The organism is Solirubrobacter soli DSM 22325 (assembly GCF_000423665.1).
GTDB classification, from domain to species: Bacteria; Actinomycetota; Thermoleophilia; order Solirubrobacterales; family Solirubrobacteraceae; genus Solirubrobacter; species Solirubrobacter soli.
Map to the genome: position 1 here is coordinate 1 of NZ_AUIK01000024.1, position 15,455 is coordinate 15,455.

At 73.0% G+C, this 15,455-nt stretch carries 15 protein-coding genes and 1 pseudogene; 9 read left to right on the forward strand and 7 right to left on the reverse strand.

The annotated features are described in order from the left end of the window. Positions 1 to 33 precede the first annotated feature (33 nt). Both G569_RS49685 and G569_RS49690 read right to left on the reverse strand, forming a co-directional pair. Positions 34 to 816, reverse strand: a complete 783-nt coding sequence (locus G569_RS49685) for a SigB/SigF/SigG family RNA polymerase sigma factor (protein WP_169542187.1) — start codon at positions 814 to 816, stop codon at positions 34 to 36. A 175-nt stretch (positions 817 to 991) separates the two neighbouring features. Further along, positions 992 to 1,567: pseudogene (locus G569_RS49690) on the reverse strand (type 1 glutamine amidotransferase domain-containing protein). Between the two features lie 65 nt (positions 1,568 to 1,632). On the opposite strand from G569_RS49690, the gene G569_RS0118835 reads away from it, so the two are divergent. The 6 genes from G569_RS0118835 to G569_RS0118860 all read left to right on the forward strand — a co-directional run bounded on the left by G569_RS0118835 (position 1,633) and on the right by G569_RS0118860 (position 5,067). Next, positions 1,633 to 1,863: a hypothetical protein gene (locus G569_RS0118835; protein WP_028064560.1), complete on the forward strand. Its 231-nt coding sequence runs from the start codon at positions 1,633 to 1,635 to the stop codon at positions 1,861 to 1,863. Positions 1,864 to 2,281: 418 nt separating this feature from the next. Next, positions 2,282 to 2,737, forward strand: a complete 456-nt coding sequence (locus tag G569_RS49695) for an ATP-binding protein (RefSeq protein WP_053226648.1) — start codon at positions 2,282 to 2,284, stop codon at positions 2,735 to 2,737. Further along, entirely contained in the window at positions 2,734 to 3,141 is a 408-nt protein-coding gene (locus G569_RS0118845; RefSeq protein ID WP_028064561.1) for a hypothetical protein, read from the forward strand. Before G569_RS49695 ends, G569_RS0118845 begins: the two co-directional genes overlap by 4 nt. Positions 3,142 to 3,362: 221 nt before the next feature. Continuing rightward, a complete protein-coding gene (locus G569_RS0118850; RefSeq protein WP_028064562.1) occupies positions 3,363 to 3,716 on the forward strand; it encodes an STAS domain-containing protein in 354 nt (117 codons plus the stop codon). Between the two features lie 17 nt (positions 3,717 to 3,733). Continuing rightward, complete coding sequence (locus G569_RS49700; RefSeq protein WP_053226652.1) at positions 3,734 to 4,618, forward strand: ParB N-terminal domain-containing protein; 885 nt, start codon at positions 3,734 to 3,736, stop codon at positions 4,616 to 4,618. Between the two features lie 26 nt (positions 4,619 to 4,644). Next, on the forward strand, positions 4,645 to 5,067 hold the full coding sequence (locus G569_RS0118860) for a BON domain-containing protein (protein WP_028064563.1): 423 nt from the start codon (positions 4,645 to 4,647) through the stop codon (positions 5,065 to 5,067). On the opposite strand, the gene G569_RS0118865 is transcribed toward G569_RS0118860, so the two are convergent. Continuing rightward, entirely contained in the window at positions 5,064 to 5,387 is a 324-nt protein-coding gene (locus tag G569_RS0118865) for a pirin family protein (RefSeq protein ID WP_028064564.1), read from the reverse strand. The genes G569_RS0118860 and G569_RS0118865 overlap by 4 nt on opposite strands. Before the next feature lie 11 nt (positions 5,388 to 5,398). Beyond that, the gene (locus G569_RS0118870) at positions 5,399 to 6,196 is read right to left on the reverse strand and encodes a SigB/SigF/SigG family RNA polymerase sigma factor (RefSeq protein ID WP_169542188.1); all 798 of its coding nucleotides are present in this window, start codon (positions 6,194 to 6,196) and stop codon (positions 5,399 to 5,401) included. 111 nt (positions 6,197 to 6,307) lie between these two features. On the opposite strand from G569_RS0118870, the gene G569_RS0118875 reads away from it, so the two are divergent. Then, entirely contained in the window at positions 6,308 to 6,904 is a 597-nt protein-coding gene (locus G569_RS0118875; protein WP_028064566.1) for an ANTAR domain-containing response regulator, read from the forward strand. Here G569_RS0118875 and G569_RS58390 read toward each other — a convergent pair. Continuing rightward, complete coding sequence (locus G569_RS58390; RefSeq protein WP_084285199.1) at positions 6,893 to 7,648, reverse strand: inositol monophosphatase family protein; 756 nt, start codon at positions 7,646 to 7,648, stop codon at positions 6,893 to 6,895. The two genes, G569_RS0118875 and G569_RS58390, sit on opposite strands and share 12 nt — an antisense overlap. Positions 7,649 to 7,685: 37 nt before the next feature. Here G569_RS58390 and G569_RS65430 point away from each other — a divergent pair, with 37 nt between their 5' ends. Together G569_RS65430 and G569_RS61240 are read left to right on the forward strand one after the other, a co-directional pair. Continuing rightward, a complete protein-coding gene (locus tag G569_RS65430) occupies positions 7,686 to 7,859 on the forward strand; it encodes a hypothetical protein (protein ID WP_245602518.1) in 174 nt (57 codons plus the stop codon). Between the two features lie 143 nt (positions 7,860 to 8,002). Continuing rightward, a complete protein-coding gene (locus tag G569_RS61240; RefSeq protein ID WP_245602517.1) occupies positions 8,003 to 8,803 on the forward strand; it encodes a YihY/virulence factor BrkB family protein in 801 nt (266 codons plus the stop codon). On the opposite strand, the gene G569_RS0118895 is transcribed toward G569_RS61240, so the two are convergent. Both G569_RS0118895 and G569_RS0118900 read right to left on the reverse strand, forming a co-directional pair. Continuing rightward, positions 8,712 to 12,563 (reverse strand): UvrD-helicase domain-containing protein, encoded by a 3,852-nt coding sequence (locus G569_RS0118895; RefSeq protein ID WP_028064569.1) that lies wholly within the window; start codon positions 12,561 to 12,563, stop codon positions 8,712 to 8,714. The two genes, G569_RS61240 and G569_RS0118895, sit on opposite strands and share 92 nt — an antisense overlap. Further along, the gene (locus G569_RS0118900; RefSeq protein ID WP_037497628.1) at positions 12,560 to 15,409 is read right to left on the reverse strand and encodes a PD-(D/E)XK nuclease family protein; all 2,850 of its coding nucleotides are present in this window, start codon (positions 15,407 to 15,409) and stop codon (positions 12,560 to 12,562) included. Before G569_RS0118900 ends, G569_RS0118895 begins: the two co-directional genes overlap by 4 nt. Positions 15,410 to 15,455: the final 46 nt, after the last annotated feature.

Sequence of the window (15,455 nt, forward strand, 5' to 3'; positions counted from 1 at the left end):
GCAGCGGGCGCACCGGTTTTCGTCGACCGGCTCCTAACCGGAGTGCTCTGCGACCGTGCGCAGGCGTTCCAGCGCGCGGCGGATCAGGCGGGACACGTGCATCTGGGAGACGCCGACGCGTTCGGCGATCTCCGCCTGCGTCATGTCCTCGACGAAGCGCAGGTGCAGGACGATCCGGTCGCGGGCGGGGAGCGCCTGTAGCGTCGGGGCGATCGTCGCGCCGTACTCGACGAGCTCGAAGCGATCGTCCTCGACGCCGATCGACTCGGCGTAGGTCTCCCCGTCGCCCTCGTCGCCGAAGCGATAGGACTCGAGCGAGACGGCGTCATACGCGGACGCGGCCTCCATCGCCTCGAGCACCTGCTCCGTCGACAGACCGAGCTGCTGGCCCACCTCCGCCGCCGAGGGGGAGCGGCCGAGCCGGCGCGAGAGGTCCTTCATCGCGTTGTCGACCTGCATCACGCGCTCCTGCATCCCGCGCGGGACGTGGACCGCCCAGCCGTTGTCGCGGAAGTAGCGCTTGAGCTCGCCGAGCATCGTCGGCACGGCGTACGAGGAGAACGCGGTCTCCCGCGCGGGGTCGAAGCGATCGATCGCCTTGATGAGCCCGAGCGTCGCGACCTGCACGAGGTCGTCGAGCGGCTCGTCCGAGCGGCGGTACCGGCGCGCCATACGACGGGCGAGCGGGAGCAGGCGCTGCACCAATTGCTCCCGCGCCGCCTGGTCTCCGTGGCGGTGGTAGCGGACCAGCAGGCGACGGTCTTCCTCTGACCGGCTCGGACCATCCTCGGGCCGTCCCGCGGGGACGGAGCTCATCGCGAAAGGCTTCTCCTCTCGGGCCGGAAACCGCCGCTCCGACTCGTGTCGTATGGGCGCAGCCGGCGAGGTAGCTTCGAGAGTATCCATAGCAGCGTCCGTGGTCGATGGAGCCGGACGCCTCCCGTGCCGGCCTCGGGTCGTCCAATAACCCGCTCGGCGCTCGTTCAAACCCTCACGTGCGCAAGCTCGCCGCCTGTCCCGCGTGCTCGCCCTCGGCGAACTCCTCGACGATCTTGGCGCAGAAGGCGGGCAGGTCGTCCGGGTTGCGCGAGCTCGTCAGGCCCTCGTCGACGTGCACCTCCTCGTCGACCTAGGTCGCGCCCGCATTCTCGAGGTCGGTCCTCAACGACGGCCACGACGTCAGCGTGCGCCCGCGCACGACGTCGGCCTCGACGAGCGTCCACGGGCCGTGGCAGATCACGCCGACCGGCTTGGCCTGCTCGAAGAACGCGCGCACGAAGCCGACCGCGTCCTCGTCGGTGCGCAGGAAGTCCGGGTTGGCGACGCCGCCCGGGAGCACGAGCCCGTCGAAGTCCGACGCGGACGCCTCGGCGACGGTCTGGTCGACGTCGAACGTGTCGCCCTTGTCGAGGTGGTTGAACGCCTGCACCGTGCCGGAGTCGACCGAGACCAGCACGGGCTCGGCGCCCGCCTGGGCAACCGCCTTCCACGGCTCGGTCAGCTCGACCTGCTCGACGCCCTCGGCGGCGAGGAATGCGATCTTCTTGCCCTTCAGTTCATCTGCCATGGCCTCGGCGCTACCCGAACGCGACGCCGTTTCACCGTCACGCAACGCCGGGTAGCGCGATCGGTATGGGATATGTCATCGCCGCCATCCTCGTCCTCCTGATCGTGGGCGGCTTCGTGCTGTTCCTGGTCACGAACGCGACCAAGAAGAGCAACCTGTCGCCCGACCCGACACCGCTCGGCGACACCAGCGAGATCAGCGACGACGAGGCGCGGTTCCGCCGCGAGGAGAACCGTCCGGATGTCGCGCCCGCCGTCGACGGCGGCGAGGCCGAGGGCCGCAGGTCCACGCGCTGACATTCTGGACGCTTTGAGCACAGATTGAGCGTGCGTTGGTTTAGGGCATAAGCGTCCCGGAGACAAACGCCTCGACGCGCTGAACGGATGCCCTCCACTCTCCGACTGGCGCGCCACAACCCTCCTCCTCAGTGAACGGGGCGCCTGGACCGGGCGCCCCGTTTGCGTTAAGCGCGCGCGTTGCGCGGGAAGCCCACGGTGCGATGACCCCTACTCCGAGGCCCCCCACCCCCGGTCCCGACCCGCAGCCGCCGGTGCCCACGCCGGACCCGATCCCGCTGCCGCCGGACCCGAATCCCCGCCCCATCTGAGCGGCGCGAGCACGTGTGACGACGTGTCATCCTTCCGACGGCAAGAAAGAGTCCTCTGCCACGGTTAGGACGCTGATCGGCGGGGGTATCAGGACGCGTGAATCTCAATGGGCAGCTCCGCACAAACCCAGCTCAAGCCCGTGACCGCCATGCAACGGGTTGACACCGACGTCAAGCTCACGCTCCCGGCCCGACCGGAGAACGTGTCGGTGATCCGCCACGTGCTCGGCGCGTTCGCGGAGGCGCTGCGGCTGCCCGACGACCTCGTCGAGGACTTGCGCCTCGCGGTCACCGAGGCCTGTACAAATGTCGTCCGCCATGCGTATCCGCCTGAACAGACCGGCCCGGTCGAGATCTCGATCCAGCCGCTGGAGGAGCAAGTGACCGTCATCGTTTCCGATCACGGACGGGGTATCGGGACCAGCTCGGACACCACGGGTCCTGGTCTCGGCCTGCCGCTGATCGCGGCCATCGCGGACGAGGTGGAGCTTCAGCCGGTGCCAGGCGGCGGAAGCCGCGTGGCGATGACGTTCTCCCGGCAGCGCCGCGGGGACGTCGCGTGACGGCGAACACCGACGGCGCGGACGCCCCGACGACCGTCTCGATCGCCGCCGGCCCGCTGGTCGGGCCGATCCTGCGCCGCGTGGTGGGCATGCTCGCCGCGCGTGCCGACCTCCCGCTCGACCGGCTGGACGACGCCGTCCTGGTCGCGGACCTGATCGCCGCCCGCGCACCCGCGCACGTGCTGCACGGGACCGTCGACGTGGCCTTCGAGCCCGGCCCGCGCACGCTCAGCCTGCGGGTCGGCCCACTCCGCCCCGGCGGCGGCGACGCACTCGTCGTGGACGCGGCGGTGCCCGGGGTGGGCAACGTCATCGAGCAGCTCGCCGACGAGCTGCGGGTGGCGCCCGAGGGCGAGCGCGAGTACCTGCACGTCCGCTTGGAGTACGCGGGCGCGGCGAACTAAGGAGCCGGTTGACGAATACCGGTACGCCCGCTGCGGCACATCCGCGGCGTTTCGCGCCACCCACGCTGCTCACGTGGCAGGGCCACGCAGCGCGAGCGCGGGCGGCCCGAACCACTGGCGGCTGCACCACATCGGTCGGACCGACCATTCGTCAACAGACTCCTAAACGTTCCGCCTGGATTGAAGAACGCGTTTGCCGGGGATGAACAGCCCCGATGGCCATGGCTTTTTCAATCGAGGACCGGATTGTCGACGGTGAGACGCACGTCGTCGCGGTCACAGGCGAGATCGACCTGTTCACCGCCCCGGAGTTCAAGCAGCGCGTCTCCGCCCCGATCGACGCCGGGCGCACCCACGTGATCGTCGATCTGACGGAGACGACCTTCATCGACTCTTCGTCGCTCGGCGTCCTGATCGGCGCCCACCGAAGACTGCGCCGATTGGAGGGGTCGCTCGTGATCGTCTGCTCCAACGACGCGATCGTCAAGACGTTCCGGATCACCGGGCTCGACAGCGTCTTCACGATCGTCGCCACGCTCGACGAGGCCCTCAACGGCAACGCTGTGGGTGCTTAGCTAGATTCGGGAGCCGGATGAGCACCGGCTCCCCCTCGCAGGACGCCCAGCACGACTTCAGCCGCGCCCGGCGGGCGCGGTTGCTGTCCGACGTCGCGCGGCGGCTGCGCGGCGAACCCGACGACGTGGCGATGATCCTCCCGTTCGAGGAGGTCGTCGAGGCGCTGGGACGCGTCGGCCAGGTCGATCGCGGGCTGCAGGTCGTCCAACTCGACGACATCGTCGGCACCGTCGACCGCGCGGCCGACTTCGACCGCGGCTTCCGCCCGACCACGCAGCGCCTGCGCTCGCGCTGGGAGCGGATCGCGGCCGCGCAGCGGCGCGGTGAGGCGATGCCCCCGGTCTCGCTGTACAAGGTCGGCGACCTGTACTTCGTGCGCGACGGCCACCACCGCGTGTCGGTGGCCAAGTCGCAGGGCCGCGACGACATCGACGCCTACGTCACCGAGGTCACGACCAAGCTCAAGCTCTCGCACGACCTGCGCGTGTCCGAGCTGCCGCTCAAGGACCACGAGCGGCTGTTCCGCGAGCGCGTGCCGCTGACCGCCGCCCAGCGCGAGCGGATCAAGCTCTCGGACCCGTGGGAGTTCGGATGGCTGGCCGAGATGGTCGAGGCCTGGGGCTTCCGGATGATGCAGGAACGCGGGCACTTCGCGGACCGCTACGAGGTCGCCAAGCGCTGGTTCGAGCAGGAGTACGCGCCGGTCTCGGACATGCTCGCCGAGGGCGGGCTGACCGAGCCCGAGGAGACCGAGGCCGAGGCGTACATGCGCCTCGCCGGCCAGCGCTACCTGCTGCTGCGCACGCACGAGTGGTCCGACGAGGTCGTCAACCGCCTGCGACGGGGGAGCGACAAAAAGCGACGTCGGCTTCCGCGCCGACGTCGGCGCGCGCGTTACTGACCCCCGGGCCTGGGTAGCCGAGGAGTATGCGAACCGTCTTCTCCTTCGCGCTCGGTGTGGCCACGGGAGCCGCAGCCGCGCGCTTCCTCACGCCCGCCACCGGGCGAAAAGCCGCCTCCGCGGCGTCAACCGCCGCGTCGGCCGCCTCGACGCAGGCCCACCATTCCGCCAACGCGATGAAGGGCGCCGTCCACGCCGTCACGCCGCACCGCCACGAACCCATGGACGACATGACGCTCGCCGACCGCGTGCGGTCGGAGATCTTCCGGCCGGCCGACGCGCCCAAGAGCACGATCTCCGTCGACGTCCAGGACGGCGTCGCCTACCTGCGCGGCACCGTCCCCGACGAGGAGTGGTCCAAGCGCCTGGCCAAGGACGCCGGCAAGGTCACGGGCATCACGGGCGTAAAGAACCTGCTCCACACGCCCGGGACGCCCACGCCTCACTAAGAAGGATCACGCGCCCCCGGGTGCCCGTTGCCGGGCCAGGGCGCGAGCACGATCAGCAGCCGCGCGTCGGAGACCGCCTTCGCCGCGTGGCGCTCGTTCGGGTCGAAGACGGCGGCGCTCCCGGCGCCGCCGATCTGCCCGCCGAGCTCCACCTCGCCGTCGATGACGACCACGTACGCGCGCTCATGCACCTGATGGTCCTGCAACTCCTCCCCAGCCGGGAGGTTGATCAGGATCGACCGCGCTTCACCGCGCGCGGAGTGCAGGATCTTCGGTTGGTGCGGCTCGACCTCGAGGGTGCGCAGGTCCCAGTGCTCCATGCCCGGGCAACCTACTCCTCTGCCGCGTGCTGCAGCTGCGTGAGCGCCTGGCGAATGATTCGCGACACATGCATCTGCGAGACGCCGATGCGCGTGCCGATCTCCGCCTGGGTCAGGTCCTCGGCGAAGCGCAGCCGCAGGACCTCGCGCTCGCGGTCGGACAGCACCCGCATCAGGAGCGAGACGGTCGCGGCGTCCTCGGCCTCCGAGAACCCCTCGTCCTCGACGCCGAAGCCCGCGGCGAGCCCGTCGCCGTCCTCGTCGTCGTCGCGCGGGCGATCGAGCGAGACGGCTCGGTACGCGCCGGCCGCTTCGCGCGCCTCGAGCAACTGCTCGACGGTCACGTCGAGGTGCTCCGCCAGCTCGGCCGTCGTCGGCGTGCGCCCGAGTTGGCGCGCGAGCGCCTCGGTCGCCGGCTCCAGGCGGACCGTCAGCTCCTGCAGGTCGCGCGGGACGCGCACCGACCAGCCCTTATCGCGGAAGTGGCGTTTGAGCTCGCCCAGGATGGTCGGCACGGCGAAGCTCGAGAACGCCGTCGTGCGCTGCGGGTCGAAGCGGTCGATCGCCTTGAGCAGGCCGAGCGAGGCGACCTGCGTCAGGTCGTCGAGCGGCTCGCCGCCCCGCTGGTAGCGGCGTGCGAGTTGGCGCGCGAGCGGTAGGAAGCGCTGCACGAGCTGCTCGCGCGCCGACTGGTCGCCGTGGTGGGCGCGCACCAGCAGCGCGCGGTCGGCGCGGAGGCGCGCCTCTCGATCGCCGTTCTCTGGCGGGTATGCTCGCGGCGCACTCGCGCCCAACTGGTGTTCGTTCAAGCCCAACTCTGTTCGTCGGAAAGAAGCTCGCGCCGGGGTTCAGGGGCGCGCTGCTCTTCCGGCGGGTCTCTGGGCCGGGAGGTCTATGAAGTGTAGAGAAGGACTGACGCGATGACGATGACGGAGAAGAACTTAAGGGTCCTGCTCGCGGACGACCGCGAGGAGGAGCTGCGCGAGCTCGGCGACGTGCTCGAGGCGCTCGGACACGAGGTCACGCCGTTCGCGGTGTCCGTGTCGGAGGCGGTCGAGCTGATCGCGCGCGAGGACCCCGACCTGGCGTTCGTGGTGTTCGACGGCAACGACGCCCACGGGCTCGCGCTGATCGCCGAGACCGTCGAATTCGCGTCCGGCCCGGTGCTGGTCACGATCCGCGAGGTCGAGGAGAACAAGACGATCGCGCAGGCCGCGGACATGGGGATCGCGGGCTACGTGGACTCCTGGGCGCCCGCCGACGTGCAGGCCGCGATCGAGGTCGCACTGGCGCGTCACCGGGACGAGCAGCGACTGCGCGAGAAGGTCTCCCAGCTCGAGTCCGCGCTCGAGCGGCGCGCGGTCATCGAGCGCGCGAAGGGCATCCTGATGGAGCGCCACTCGGTCGACGACCGGCGCGCGTTCGAGCTGCTGCGCGACCACGCGCGCTCGGGCTCGCGGCGCGTGGTCGAGGTTGCGCAGAGCGTGCTCGACGGGCACGCGCTGCTACCGAAGTAGCGCCACGAGCTCGTCAACCACCGCTGACGCGCCGGCCACGTGCCAGCGCGTCTCGCGCTCGACGATCGTGGCGACGCCGCCCGCCTCGGTGACCAGGAGCGCGCCCGGAAGCCAGTCCCACGGGTCGGTCGCGGGCTGGATCCAGGCGTCCAGGCGGCCCGCGGCGACCCAGGCGAGCTCGAGCGTGCCAGGTCCGGCGTGGCGGAAGAGGCCTGCGGCGTCGACGATCGTGTGCGCGTTGGCGCGCACGCCCGGTGCGACGAGGCGGTCCTGACGGAAGAACGTGGCGACGTGGGCGGTCTTGAGCGTGCGGCCCTCGCGCACCTGGAGCCGTTGCCCGTCCACGTGGGCGCCCTCGCCGCGCGCCGCCGTGTAGAGCTCGTCGCCGTCGTAGACCGCCGCGGCCCGGCCTTCGAGCACGACGGCGCTGCACCACGTGGCGATCCGGCTGGCGAACGCCACCGTGCCGTCGATGCCGTCGATGAACCAGCGACGGCCGGTCTCGCCGGCGTCGTTGGCGCCCTCCTCGCCGACGATGGCGTCGGCGGGCCGGTGGGCGCGCAGGACCTCGACCGCGGCGGCCTCGGCCTTGGCGTCCGCGTCGGTGACGAGGTCGGCGCTGACGCCCTTGGCGCGCGGGTTGAGCGGGTCGGTGCGGGCGGCCTCGGCGGCCCTGAAGGCCGCCTGAGCGGCGGCAACGGCGATTGACAGGTCGGATTGATCGCTCGCGCTTGTGGGAAGCATCACAGACAGTTAGGTTCTTCGAGAGAAAGGGCTGGAAGTGATCGGAATTCTGATTGCTGTACTGCTTGCTGCGCTCGTGTACGCGCTCTGTGTCGTCCTTGGTCTTCCCGCGATCGTCGCGATCATCGCCGCGATCCTCGTTCTGCTCGCCGGCATCCCCAGTGGCGGGTACGGTCTCGGCAACCGCTGGGGCGGAAGGCGCGGAGTCTGACCGGAACCCCGCGTGAAGGCGCGGCCGTCACCGACGGCCGCCTCGCGGGCCCCGCACTGACGTTCGGGGATTTCAAGAGCGCGTTCGGGCGCTGCCGCAAGGACTCGATCACCGATGACGCGGCGGCGCTCACCTACTACTCGCTGCTCTCGCTCTTTCCGGCGCTGCTCTTCTGTGCGGCGCTGTTGGGCGTCTTCGGCCAGCAAGGGCTGATCGACGACGCCGCCTCTTACCTGCGCGACGCCGGCGCGCCGCAGAACACCGTCGACGCCGTGACCAGCGCGCTTCGCTCCGCCCAGGACCAGCGCGGCAAGGCCGTCGTCGCGCTGATCGTCGGCCTGATGATCTCGCTCAACGGCGCGTCTGGCGCGTTCGCCGCGGTCGGGCGGGCGCTGAACAAGATCTTCCGGGTCGAGGAAGGCCGCGGCTTCGTCAAGCGCAAGGTCCAGGACCTGGCGTGGACGCTGCTGCTGATGGGCCTCGCGCTGATCACCTTCGTGCTGATCTTCCTCGGCGGCCAGCTCGCCGCCGACGTCTTCGACAAGATCGGCCTCGGCGACACCGCCGCGTCGCTCTGGATGTACCTGCGCTGGCCGGCCGCGCTGCTGGTCGCCATGGCGATCTACGCGATCGTCTACTACGCCGCCCCGAACGCCGAGGTGCGCCAGTTCCGCTGGATCACGGCGGGTGCGGTCACCGGCGTCCTGCTCTGGATCGTCGTCTCCGGCCTGTTCTTCGTCTACGTCTCGAACTTCTCGTCGTACTCGGCGACGTACGGCGCGTTCGCGGGCGCGGTGATCCTGCTCGTGTGGCTGTGGGTGACCAACGTCGCCGTGCTCTTCGGCGCCGAGCTCAACGCAGTAGTGGATCTGCGGCGGGCGGAGCACCTCCCTGCGACGTACGACGGGCCGGTGCTCCCGGCCAAAGAGCCGGCGGAGGCCTAGAGCCCGCCGGAGCATCCCGGTCGGACCGATCATGCTCCGCCGAACTCCTGAGCGTCTCCTCTTGTGAGTAGCTGCAGAGCGCGTGGCGGCCGGGGCAGTCGCCGCACAGCTCGCGGTGCGGAGTCTTCGTGACCGCGTAGTCGTGGGTGAGCAGGCCGTGGGCGAGGCTAGCGAGCGCGTCGGCGAGCTCGGGGGCGTCGTCAGCCTGGTAGGTCGTGGTGACGGTGTCGCCGGGGCGCTCGAGCAGGCAGTAGGCGACCTCGACCTTCGGCGCGCCCGCTCTGAGCGCGGCGAGCGCGTAGACGAGCCGCTGCGTCTCGTAGTTGCGCGCGATGTACTCGGCGGGGGTCGCGTCGTCGGGGACGTGGTCGGTCTTGTAGTCGACGACCAGGTGGGCGCCGTCGGCCTCGTGGGCGTAGACGTCGACGATGCCGCGCACCAGCGGGCCGCCGCCGTCGGGCTCCAGCGCGAACGCGAACCACGCCTCGCGGGTCGTGCTCGTCGCCTCGGTCAGCCGCTTGCTCAGCGGTGAGTCCGCGAACGCCTGGACGAACGCGTTGATCTCCTGGAGCTCTTGGTCGGTGAGCGTGACGCCCGCGTCGTCGCCGAACGCGCGCAGGGTCTGCTCGTCGGGCGCCTTGGGATCGCGGAAGTCGATCGCCTCGAGCGCGCGGTGGACGATCGAGCCGCGCGTGCGCGGGTCGATACCCGCCACGACCTCCGGCTCGACCTCCGGCGGCGGGGGCGTGACGTCCGGCAGCCCGAGCACGCGCCGTAGGTAGAACCGGTAGCCGCACTTGGCGTAATCGGTCAGCTGCGAGTAGCTCAGCCGCTGCGGCGTCGGCCGCGCGCGGGCCGGCGCGGGCGGGACGAACGCGGGCTTGGCAGGCAGCGCGGTCGTCGGCTTGGCGGCGCGCGCCCGCGGGCGCGACTCGAGCGCCCGCTCGGTGAGGACGGTGCCGAACGTCTCGGGCACGTTGAGCTGCGCGACGACCCGCGCCTGGCGCCCGTCCCAGTCGCGCACGAGGAGCTCGGCCGCCGCCGGCGAGTCCGGCTGGGCGCGGCGAGACCGCGCGCGGGGCGCGGCGCCACCCGCCGCGCCGGCGGCCCCCGCGGCGCCACCCGCCGCGCCGGCCGCGCCGGCCGCGCCCGCGGCGGCGCCCGCCGCGCCTGGGCTGCCCGCGGCGCCACCCGCCGCCTCCGCGGCGCGCGCGAACACCACTTCGGGCAGGCCCACCATCGCGCGGGCGATCCAGTCGAGGGGCGGGCCGCCCGGGCGGGGGGACGGCCAGCGGGAGATGTCGGTGCCGCCGGAGAGGATCAGCAGCTCCTTGGCGCGGGTCATCGCGACGTAGAAGAGGCGGCGTTCCTCCTCGGCGTCGGCCTCGGCGTCGGCGTCGGCGAGGTCGGTCCAGGTGGTCGTGGGGATCGTGTCGCCGCCGCCGAGCGGGGCGAGCCGTAGGCCCGCGGTGCCGTCGTCGGCGACGAGCAGCGGTGAGCGGGTGCCGCCCGCCTTGCGGCCCAGGTCGGCGACACAGACGACGGGGAACTCGAGGCCCTTGGCGCGGTGGATCGTCATCAGACGCACGGCGTCCAGGCCCTCGGACTCCAGGGCGGCCTCGCCTTCGCGGGCCTCGGCGAGGTCGCGCGCCTGGGCGTCGGCGAGGAAGCCGCGCAAGTCGCGGCCCTCGGAGCGCTCGTACTCGCCCGCCAGCCGCATCAGCTTGCGCAGGTTCGCGAGGCGGCGGTCGCCGCCTGGGCGCGCGAGCGTGGCGAGGTCGTAGCCGGTGGCGACGATCGCGCGCTCGAGCAGCACCTCGAGCGGGGCGCGCTGCGCGTGCTCTCGTTCGGCGGCGAGCAGGCGGGCGACGGGGCTGCCGGTCGCCTGCACGGCGTCCCACAGGCTGCCTCGGGCGTGACCGTCCTGGGTCAGGCGGAACAGCTCGTCCGTGTCCGCGCCGTGGAAGGGCGAGGACAGCACGATCAGCAGCGCCTCCTCGTCCTGTGGGTTGGCGAGCACGCGCAGCCAGGCGAGGCCGTCGCGGACCTGCTCCTGGCTCCAGTAGCCGCGGCCGCCGACGACGTACGTCGGCAGGCCCTGCTCCTCCAGCGCCTCCTCCAGCAGACGCAGGGAGGCGGTCGCGCGGACGAGCACGACCATGTCGCCGGCGCGGCGCCCGCCGTCGAGCTCGCGGCGCAGGCGGTCGGCGAGCAGGCGTGCCTCCGCGCGCCGCCAGGGCTGGTCTCCCCCCTGCGCGAGACCCAGGCGCGGCGCCAGCTCGTCCCACCCCTGGGTCCCGGTCACGAGCAGCTCGACGGGCGGCTGACCGCTGGGCGGGCCGACGTCGAAGAGCCGCAGCGCCCCGTGCTCGTCGACGCTCAGCTCCTTGCGGCCGGCGTTGAGCGGGGCGAAGCGCTCGCCCAGCTCGGGACGGAAGGCGGCGTTGAGGACGTCCAGGAGCTCCTCGCGGCTGCGGAAGTTCATCGACAGGCGGCGGACCTCGCGCGGGTCGAGCGTGCTCGCCCGTCCGCGGAAGATGTTCACGTCCGCGTGGCGGAACCGGTAGATCGACTGGAACTCGTCGCCGACCGCGAACAGGTTGTCGCGCTCGAGCGACTGCAGGATGCCGAGCTGGACCGCGTTCGTGTCCTGGAACTCGTCGATCATGATCAGCTCGAACCGCTCCGCCCACTTGGCGCGGGTCGGCTCGTCATGCAGGAGGTCGCGGGCGCGCAGCTCGAGGTCGTCGAAGTCGATCGCCGCCCGCTCGGCCTTCGCGTCGTCGTACGCGGCGCCGTAGGCGTCGAGGAGCGCGTCGATCAACGCGAGCGCGGTGACGGCGTGAAAGTCCGCGCACGCCGCGCGGTAGGCGGTGAACGCGGCGCGGTAGGCCTCGCACGCGTCCGAGGTGAGCGCCTTCGCGCCGCCCTTGAGCTCGGCCGGGTTGAGCGCGCCCGGCCACGGCACCTGCCCCGCCCCGGCCGGGCCCGGCAAAGCCCGGGCGGGGCCAGGCGTGGGGCCGGTTGAGCCCGGCGTGGCGCCGGCGGGGCCCGGCGCCGCGGGGGCCTGCGGGAGCGCCGCCTCGAGCAGCTCGCCGCAGAGCTCCAGCGCGTCTCGTCCCGCCGCGACGCGGACGCCGTCGCCCGCGGTCGCCAGGTCGCGCGCCGCGGCCTCCCTCGCGGCGGCGAGCGCGGCCGGGTCCGGCGCCGGAACGGGCGGCGGGATCACCAGGCGGGGGCGGGCGTGGCCGCGGGCGCGCAGGCTCGCGTAGGCGTCCTGGACGAGGTCGCGCAGGCCGGGGCCGTAGGAGGCGGCGAGGTCGATCGCGCCGGCGCCGTGACGGCGCGCCCACGTCTCGAGCGCGGCCTCGTAGCTGGCCTCCGCGAGGCGCTGGGCGGCCGTCTCCTCGAGCACCTCGAAGTGCGGGTCCAGCCCCGCGGCGAGCGGCTGGGCGCGCAGCAGGCGGGCGCAGAAGCCGTGGATCGTGCCGATCCAGCCGCCGTCGACGGCGCGGGCGCTCTCGTCGTCGCCGAGCTCGAGCAGGCGGTGGCGCAGGCGCTCGGCCAGCTCGCCCGCCGCCTTCTCGGTGAACGTGAGCGCGAGCACGGCGTTGACGTTGACGCCGTCCTCGCGCACGGCGGTCGCGATCCGCTCGACCATCACCGCGGTCTTGCCCGAGCCCGCGTTGGCGGTCAGCAGCGAGGAGTGCTCGCGGGCGCCGATCGCGGCGCGCTGCTCGGGCGTCCAGTTGCGGCTCATGAGCGGCAGATCCCCGGGTGCGCGCAGCCGCCCTGGTAGCCGCAGCGGTCGGGGCATGGCTTGATGCGGCCCGCGCGGAGGTCGGCCGCGGCCTGGGCGGCGATCGTGCGGGCGTCCTGCAGGCGGGTCTCCAGCAGCGCCGCGTCGCTCACGTCGCCGTTGACGTAGCGGCCGGGGATGTCGGCGCGGACGACGCCGCGGGGGCGCTGGTCGGTGGTGCCGATCGGCTGATAGAGCGCGCCGGCGATCTCCACGCCGAGCTTCTCGCGGACGGCGAGCGCGTACAGCGCCGCCTGGATGCGGCTGTCCTCCGCCCAGCGGGCGCCCGCGTGGACGGTGCGGCCCTTGTAGTCGCGCACGATCGCCTGGTTGCCGCGCGTGTCGACGCGGTCGACGCGCCCGCTGACCGCGACCCCGTCGAGCATGTAGTCGTCGAAGCTCCACTCGAGCTGGGTCGGCTCCCACTCCGCGCCGGTCTTGGCCTCGTGGCGGATGTAGCGCTCGAGGTCGACCTCCAGCGCGCGCGCGGCGGCCCTCGCGGCCGTGGTCCGCGCCGCGGTCTGCAGCTCGCCGATCGCCGTGTGCAGCTCGGTGAGCGCCCGCGGGAGCGAGGCGGGCGTGAGCCTCGCCGATCCCGTGTGCTCCTTCAGGCGGGCGAGCGTGCGCTCGAGCACCTCGTGGGCGAGCGAGCCGCGCCGCATCGGCAGCGGGTCCGCGTCGACCGGGCCGGGCTTGAGCACGTGCTCGACCAGCCACTTCACCGGGCAGGTGGCGAAGGTCTCCAGGCCGCGGGCGGACTCGCGGTCGCGGGCGGCGAGGGCGCGCAGCACCGCCGGGTCGCTCGGCGCGGCCAGCGGGGCCGGGTCGGGCGCGTCGCCGGTCGCGGCCTGCGAGCGGCGCAGCTCGTGCGGCGTCGGCGCCTCGGCCGGCGGCCACGTGATCTCGGCCAGCAGCCGGCGCCCGCGGTCCTCCCAGAGCTCGTCGGTGAAGAGCGCGCGGACGTCGTCGAGGAACGGCGACGCCTGCTGCGGGCCGCCCTCCTCGTCGCTCGAGCGGAAGCTCAGGAACAGCGCCTCCTCGGGTCGCGAGACGCAGGCATAGAACAACGAGCGCTCACGTGGGAGCGTCGCCTCGTGGCGTGGCAAGACAAGCCCGGATGCGATCGCCAGCGCCGCCCGCGCTCCGTCGTCGAGGAACGGCTCGGGCTGTGGACGCTGCGGCAGCTCGCCCTCCTGCAGGCCGCACACGAGGATCGCCCGGAAGCGCCGCGCGCGGATCGCCAGCGGGTCGGCGAGCAGCACGCCGGGCATCCCGTCCTCGACGGGCGCGGTCTCGCGCACCTCGGTCCGCGCCAGCGCGTCGAGCAGCTCCGCCGGCGTGCCCGCCAGCTCCGGGTCCTGCTCGGCGATGCGGATCAGCTCCTTGACCGCCGTCCGCAGCTCACGCGCGGCCCGGGCGTCCGCCTCCGCGCCGGCGTCGAGCACGCTCGCGCGCCGCTCGTGCGGCGCGGTCCAGATCGCCTCCGCCTCGTTCATCAGCGCGGTCAGGAACGGCGTGGCTCCTTCCTCCGCCGCGTCCGCCAGCGCGTCGAGCGCGATCAGGTCCTGCTCGCCCATGCGCTGCCACCAGAAGCGGGCGTCGCGAGCGGTCCGCGCCTCGTGGCGGCGAACCGAGACCTCGAGCCGGTCCGCCCCCGAGCCTTCGAGCTTGCCCGGCGTGCGCAGCCACGTCACGACGTCCATCGCGGTGCCGCCCAGTGCGGCGCGGGCGAAGGCGAGGACGCCGGTGCCGAGGCGGGTGTGGGAGAACGGGGTGCGGCGATCGCGGGCGACCGGGATGCCATAGCCCTCGAGCACCTGCGCGAAGAGATCGGCGCCGGAGCGCACGAGGACCGCGATGTCCTCCGGCGCCATGCCGTCGCGCAGCAGCTCCAGGACCGACGCGCCCACGAGCTCGGCCTCGGCGCGCTCGCCGCCCGCCTCCAGCAGACGGACGGCGCCGTTGGGCGGCACGACGCCCGTCTGCGGCTCGAACAGCCCGCGCTCGAGGTGGTGGAGCGCGCGGCGGGCGCTGGCGGCGTAGTGCTCGGAGCGGGCCTCGAGGACGACGTGCTCGCGGGCGATCGGCTTCAGCAGCTCGACGGTCGCGGCGCTGCCCGCCAGCGCGGCGCGGCCCGGCTCGTAGCTGAGGGCGACCGTCACCTCGGTGTCCGTGTGGCGGACGAGCGTCTCGACCAGCGCGAGCTGGGCGGGCGTGAGGTCGTCGAAGCCGTAGAGGAGCAGGGGCTTGCCCTCCCACGCTTCCCGGACCTTGTCCAGCGCGGCGTGGGCGAGCCCGTCGGCGTCGACGGCGCCGAGCGCCTCGAGCCGGCGGTGGTACGCCGAGTACAGCGCCGCCAGTTCGCCCGCGTGCGGCGGCGCGGTGCCGGCCTCGCGCCAGGCGCGGACGGCGGCGGCGAACCGCTGCGGCGTCGCGAGCGAGCGCTGCAGCTCGGTGAAGAGGTCCCCGAGGGCGTCGGCGAAGCCTGGGCCGCGCGCGGAGGCCGCGAGCGCGTGCAGGTCGGTCTCGCGGATCGCGGCCCGTACGACGCGGTCGCGCGCCAGCCTCCCCAACGGCCGCCCGCGCACGCCCGCCGAGCGGGCGATGTCGCGCATCAGCCGCGGGAACGTCGTCACGTCGGCGCCGAACACGATCCCCGCGCCGGCGAGCTCGCGGGCGTAGTGGGCGGCGTCGGCCGAGGTCGGGACCACGAGCACCGGGTCGCGCGAGATCGCGGCACGCAGGCGGTCGAGCACCGCGCCGGCCTTGGCGGCGTTCGCGGGTCCGGTGATCAAGGTCAGCGGCATGGCGACCACATAGGGTCGCGTGCGGGTCGGCCAGAACGCTTGGGAC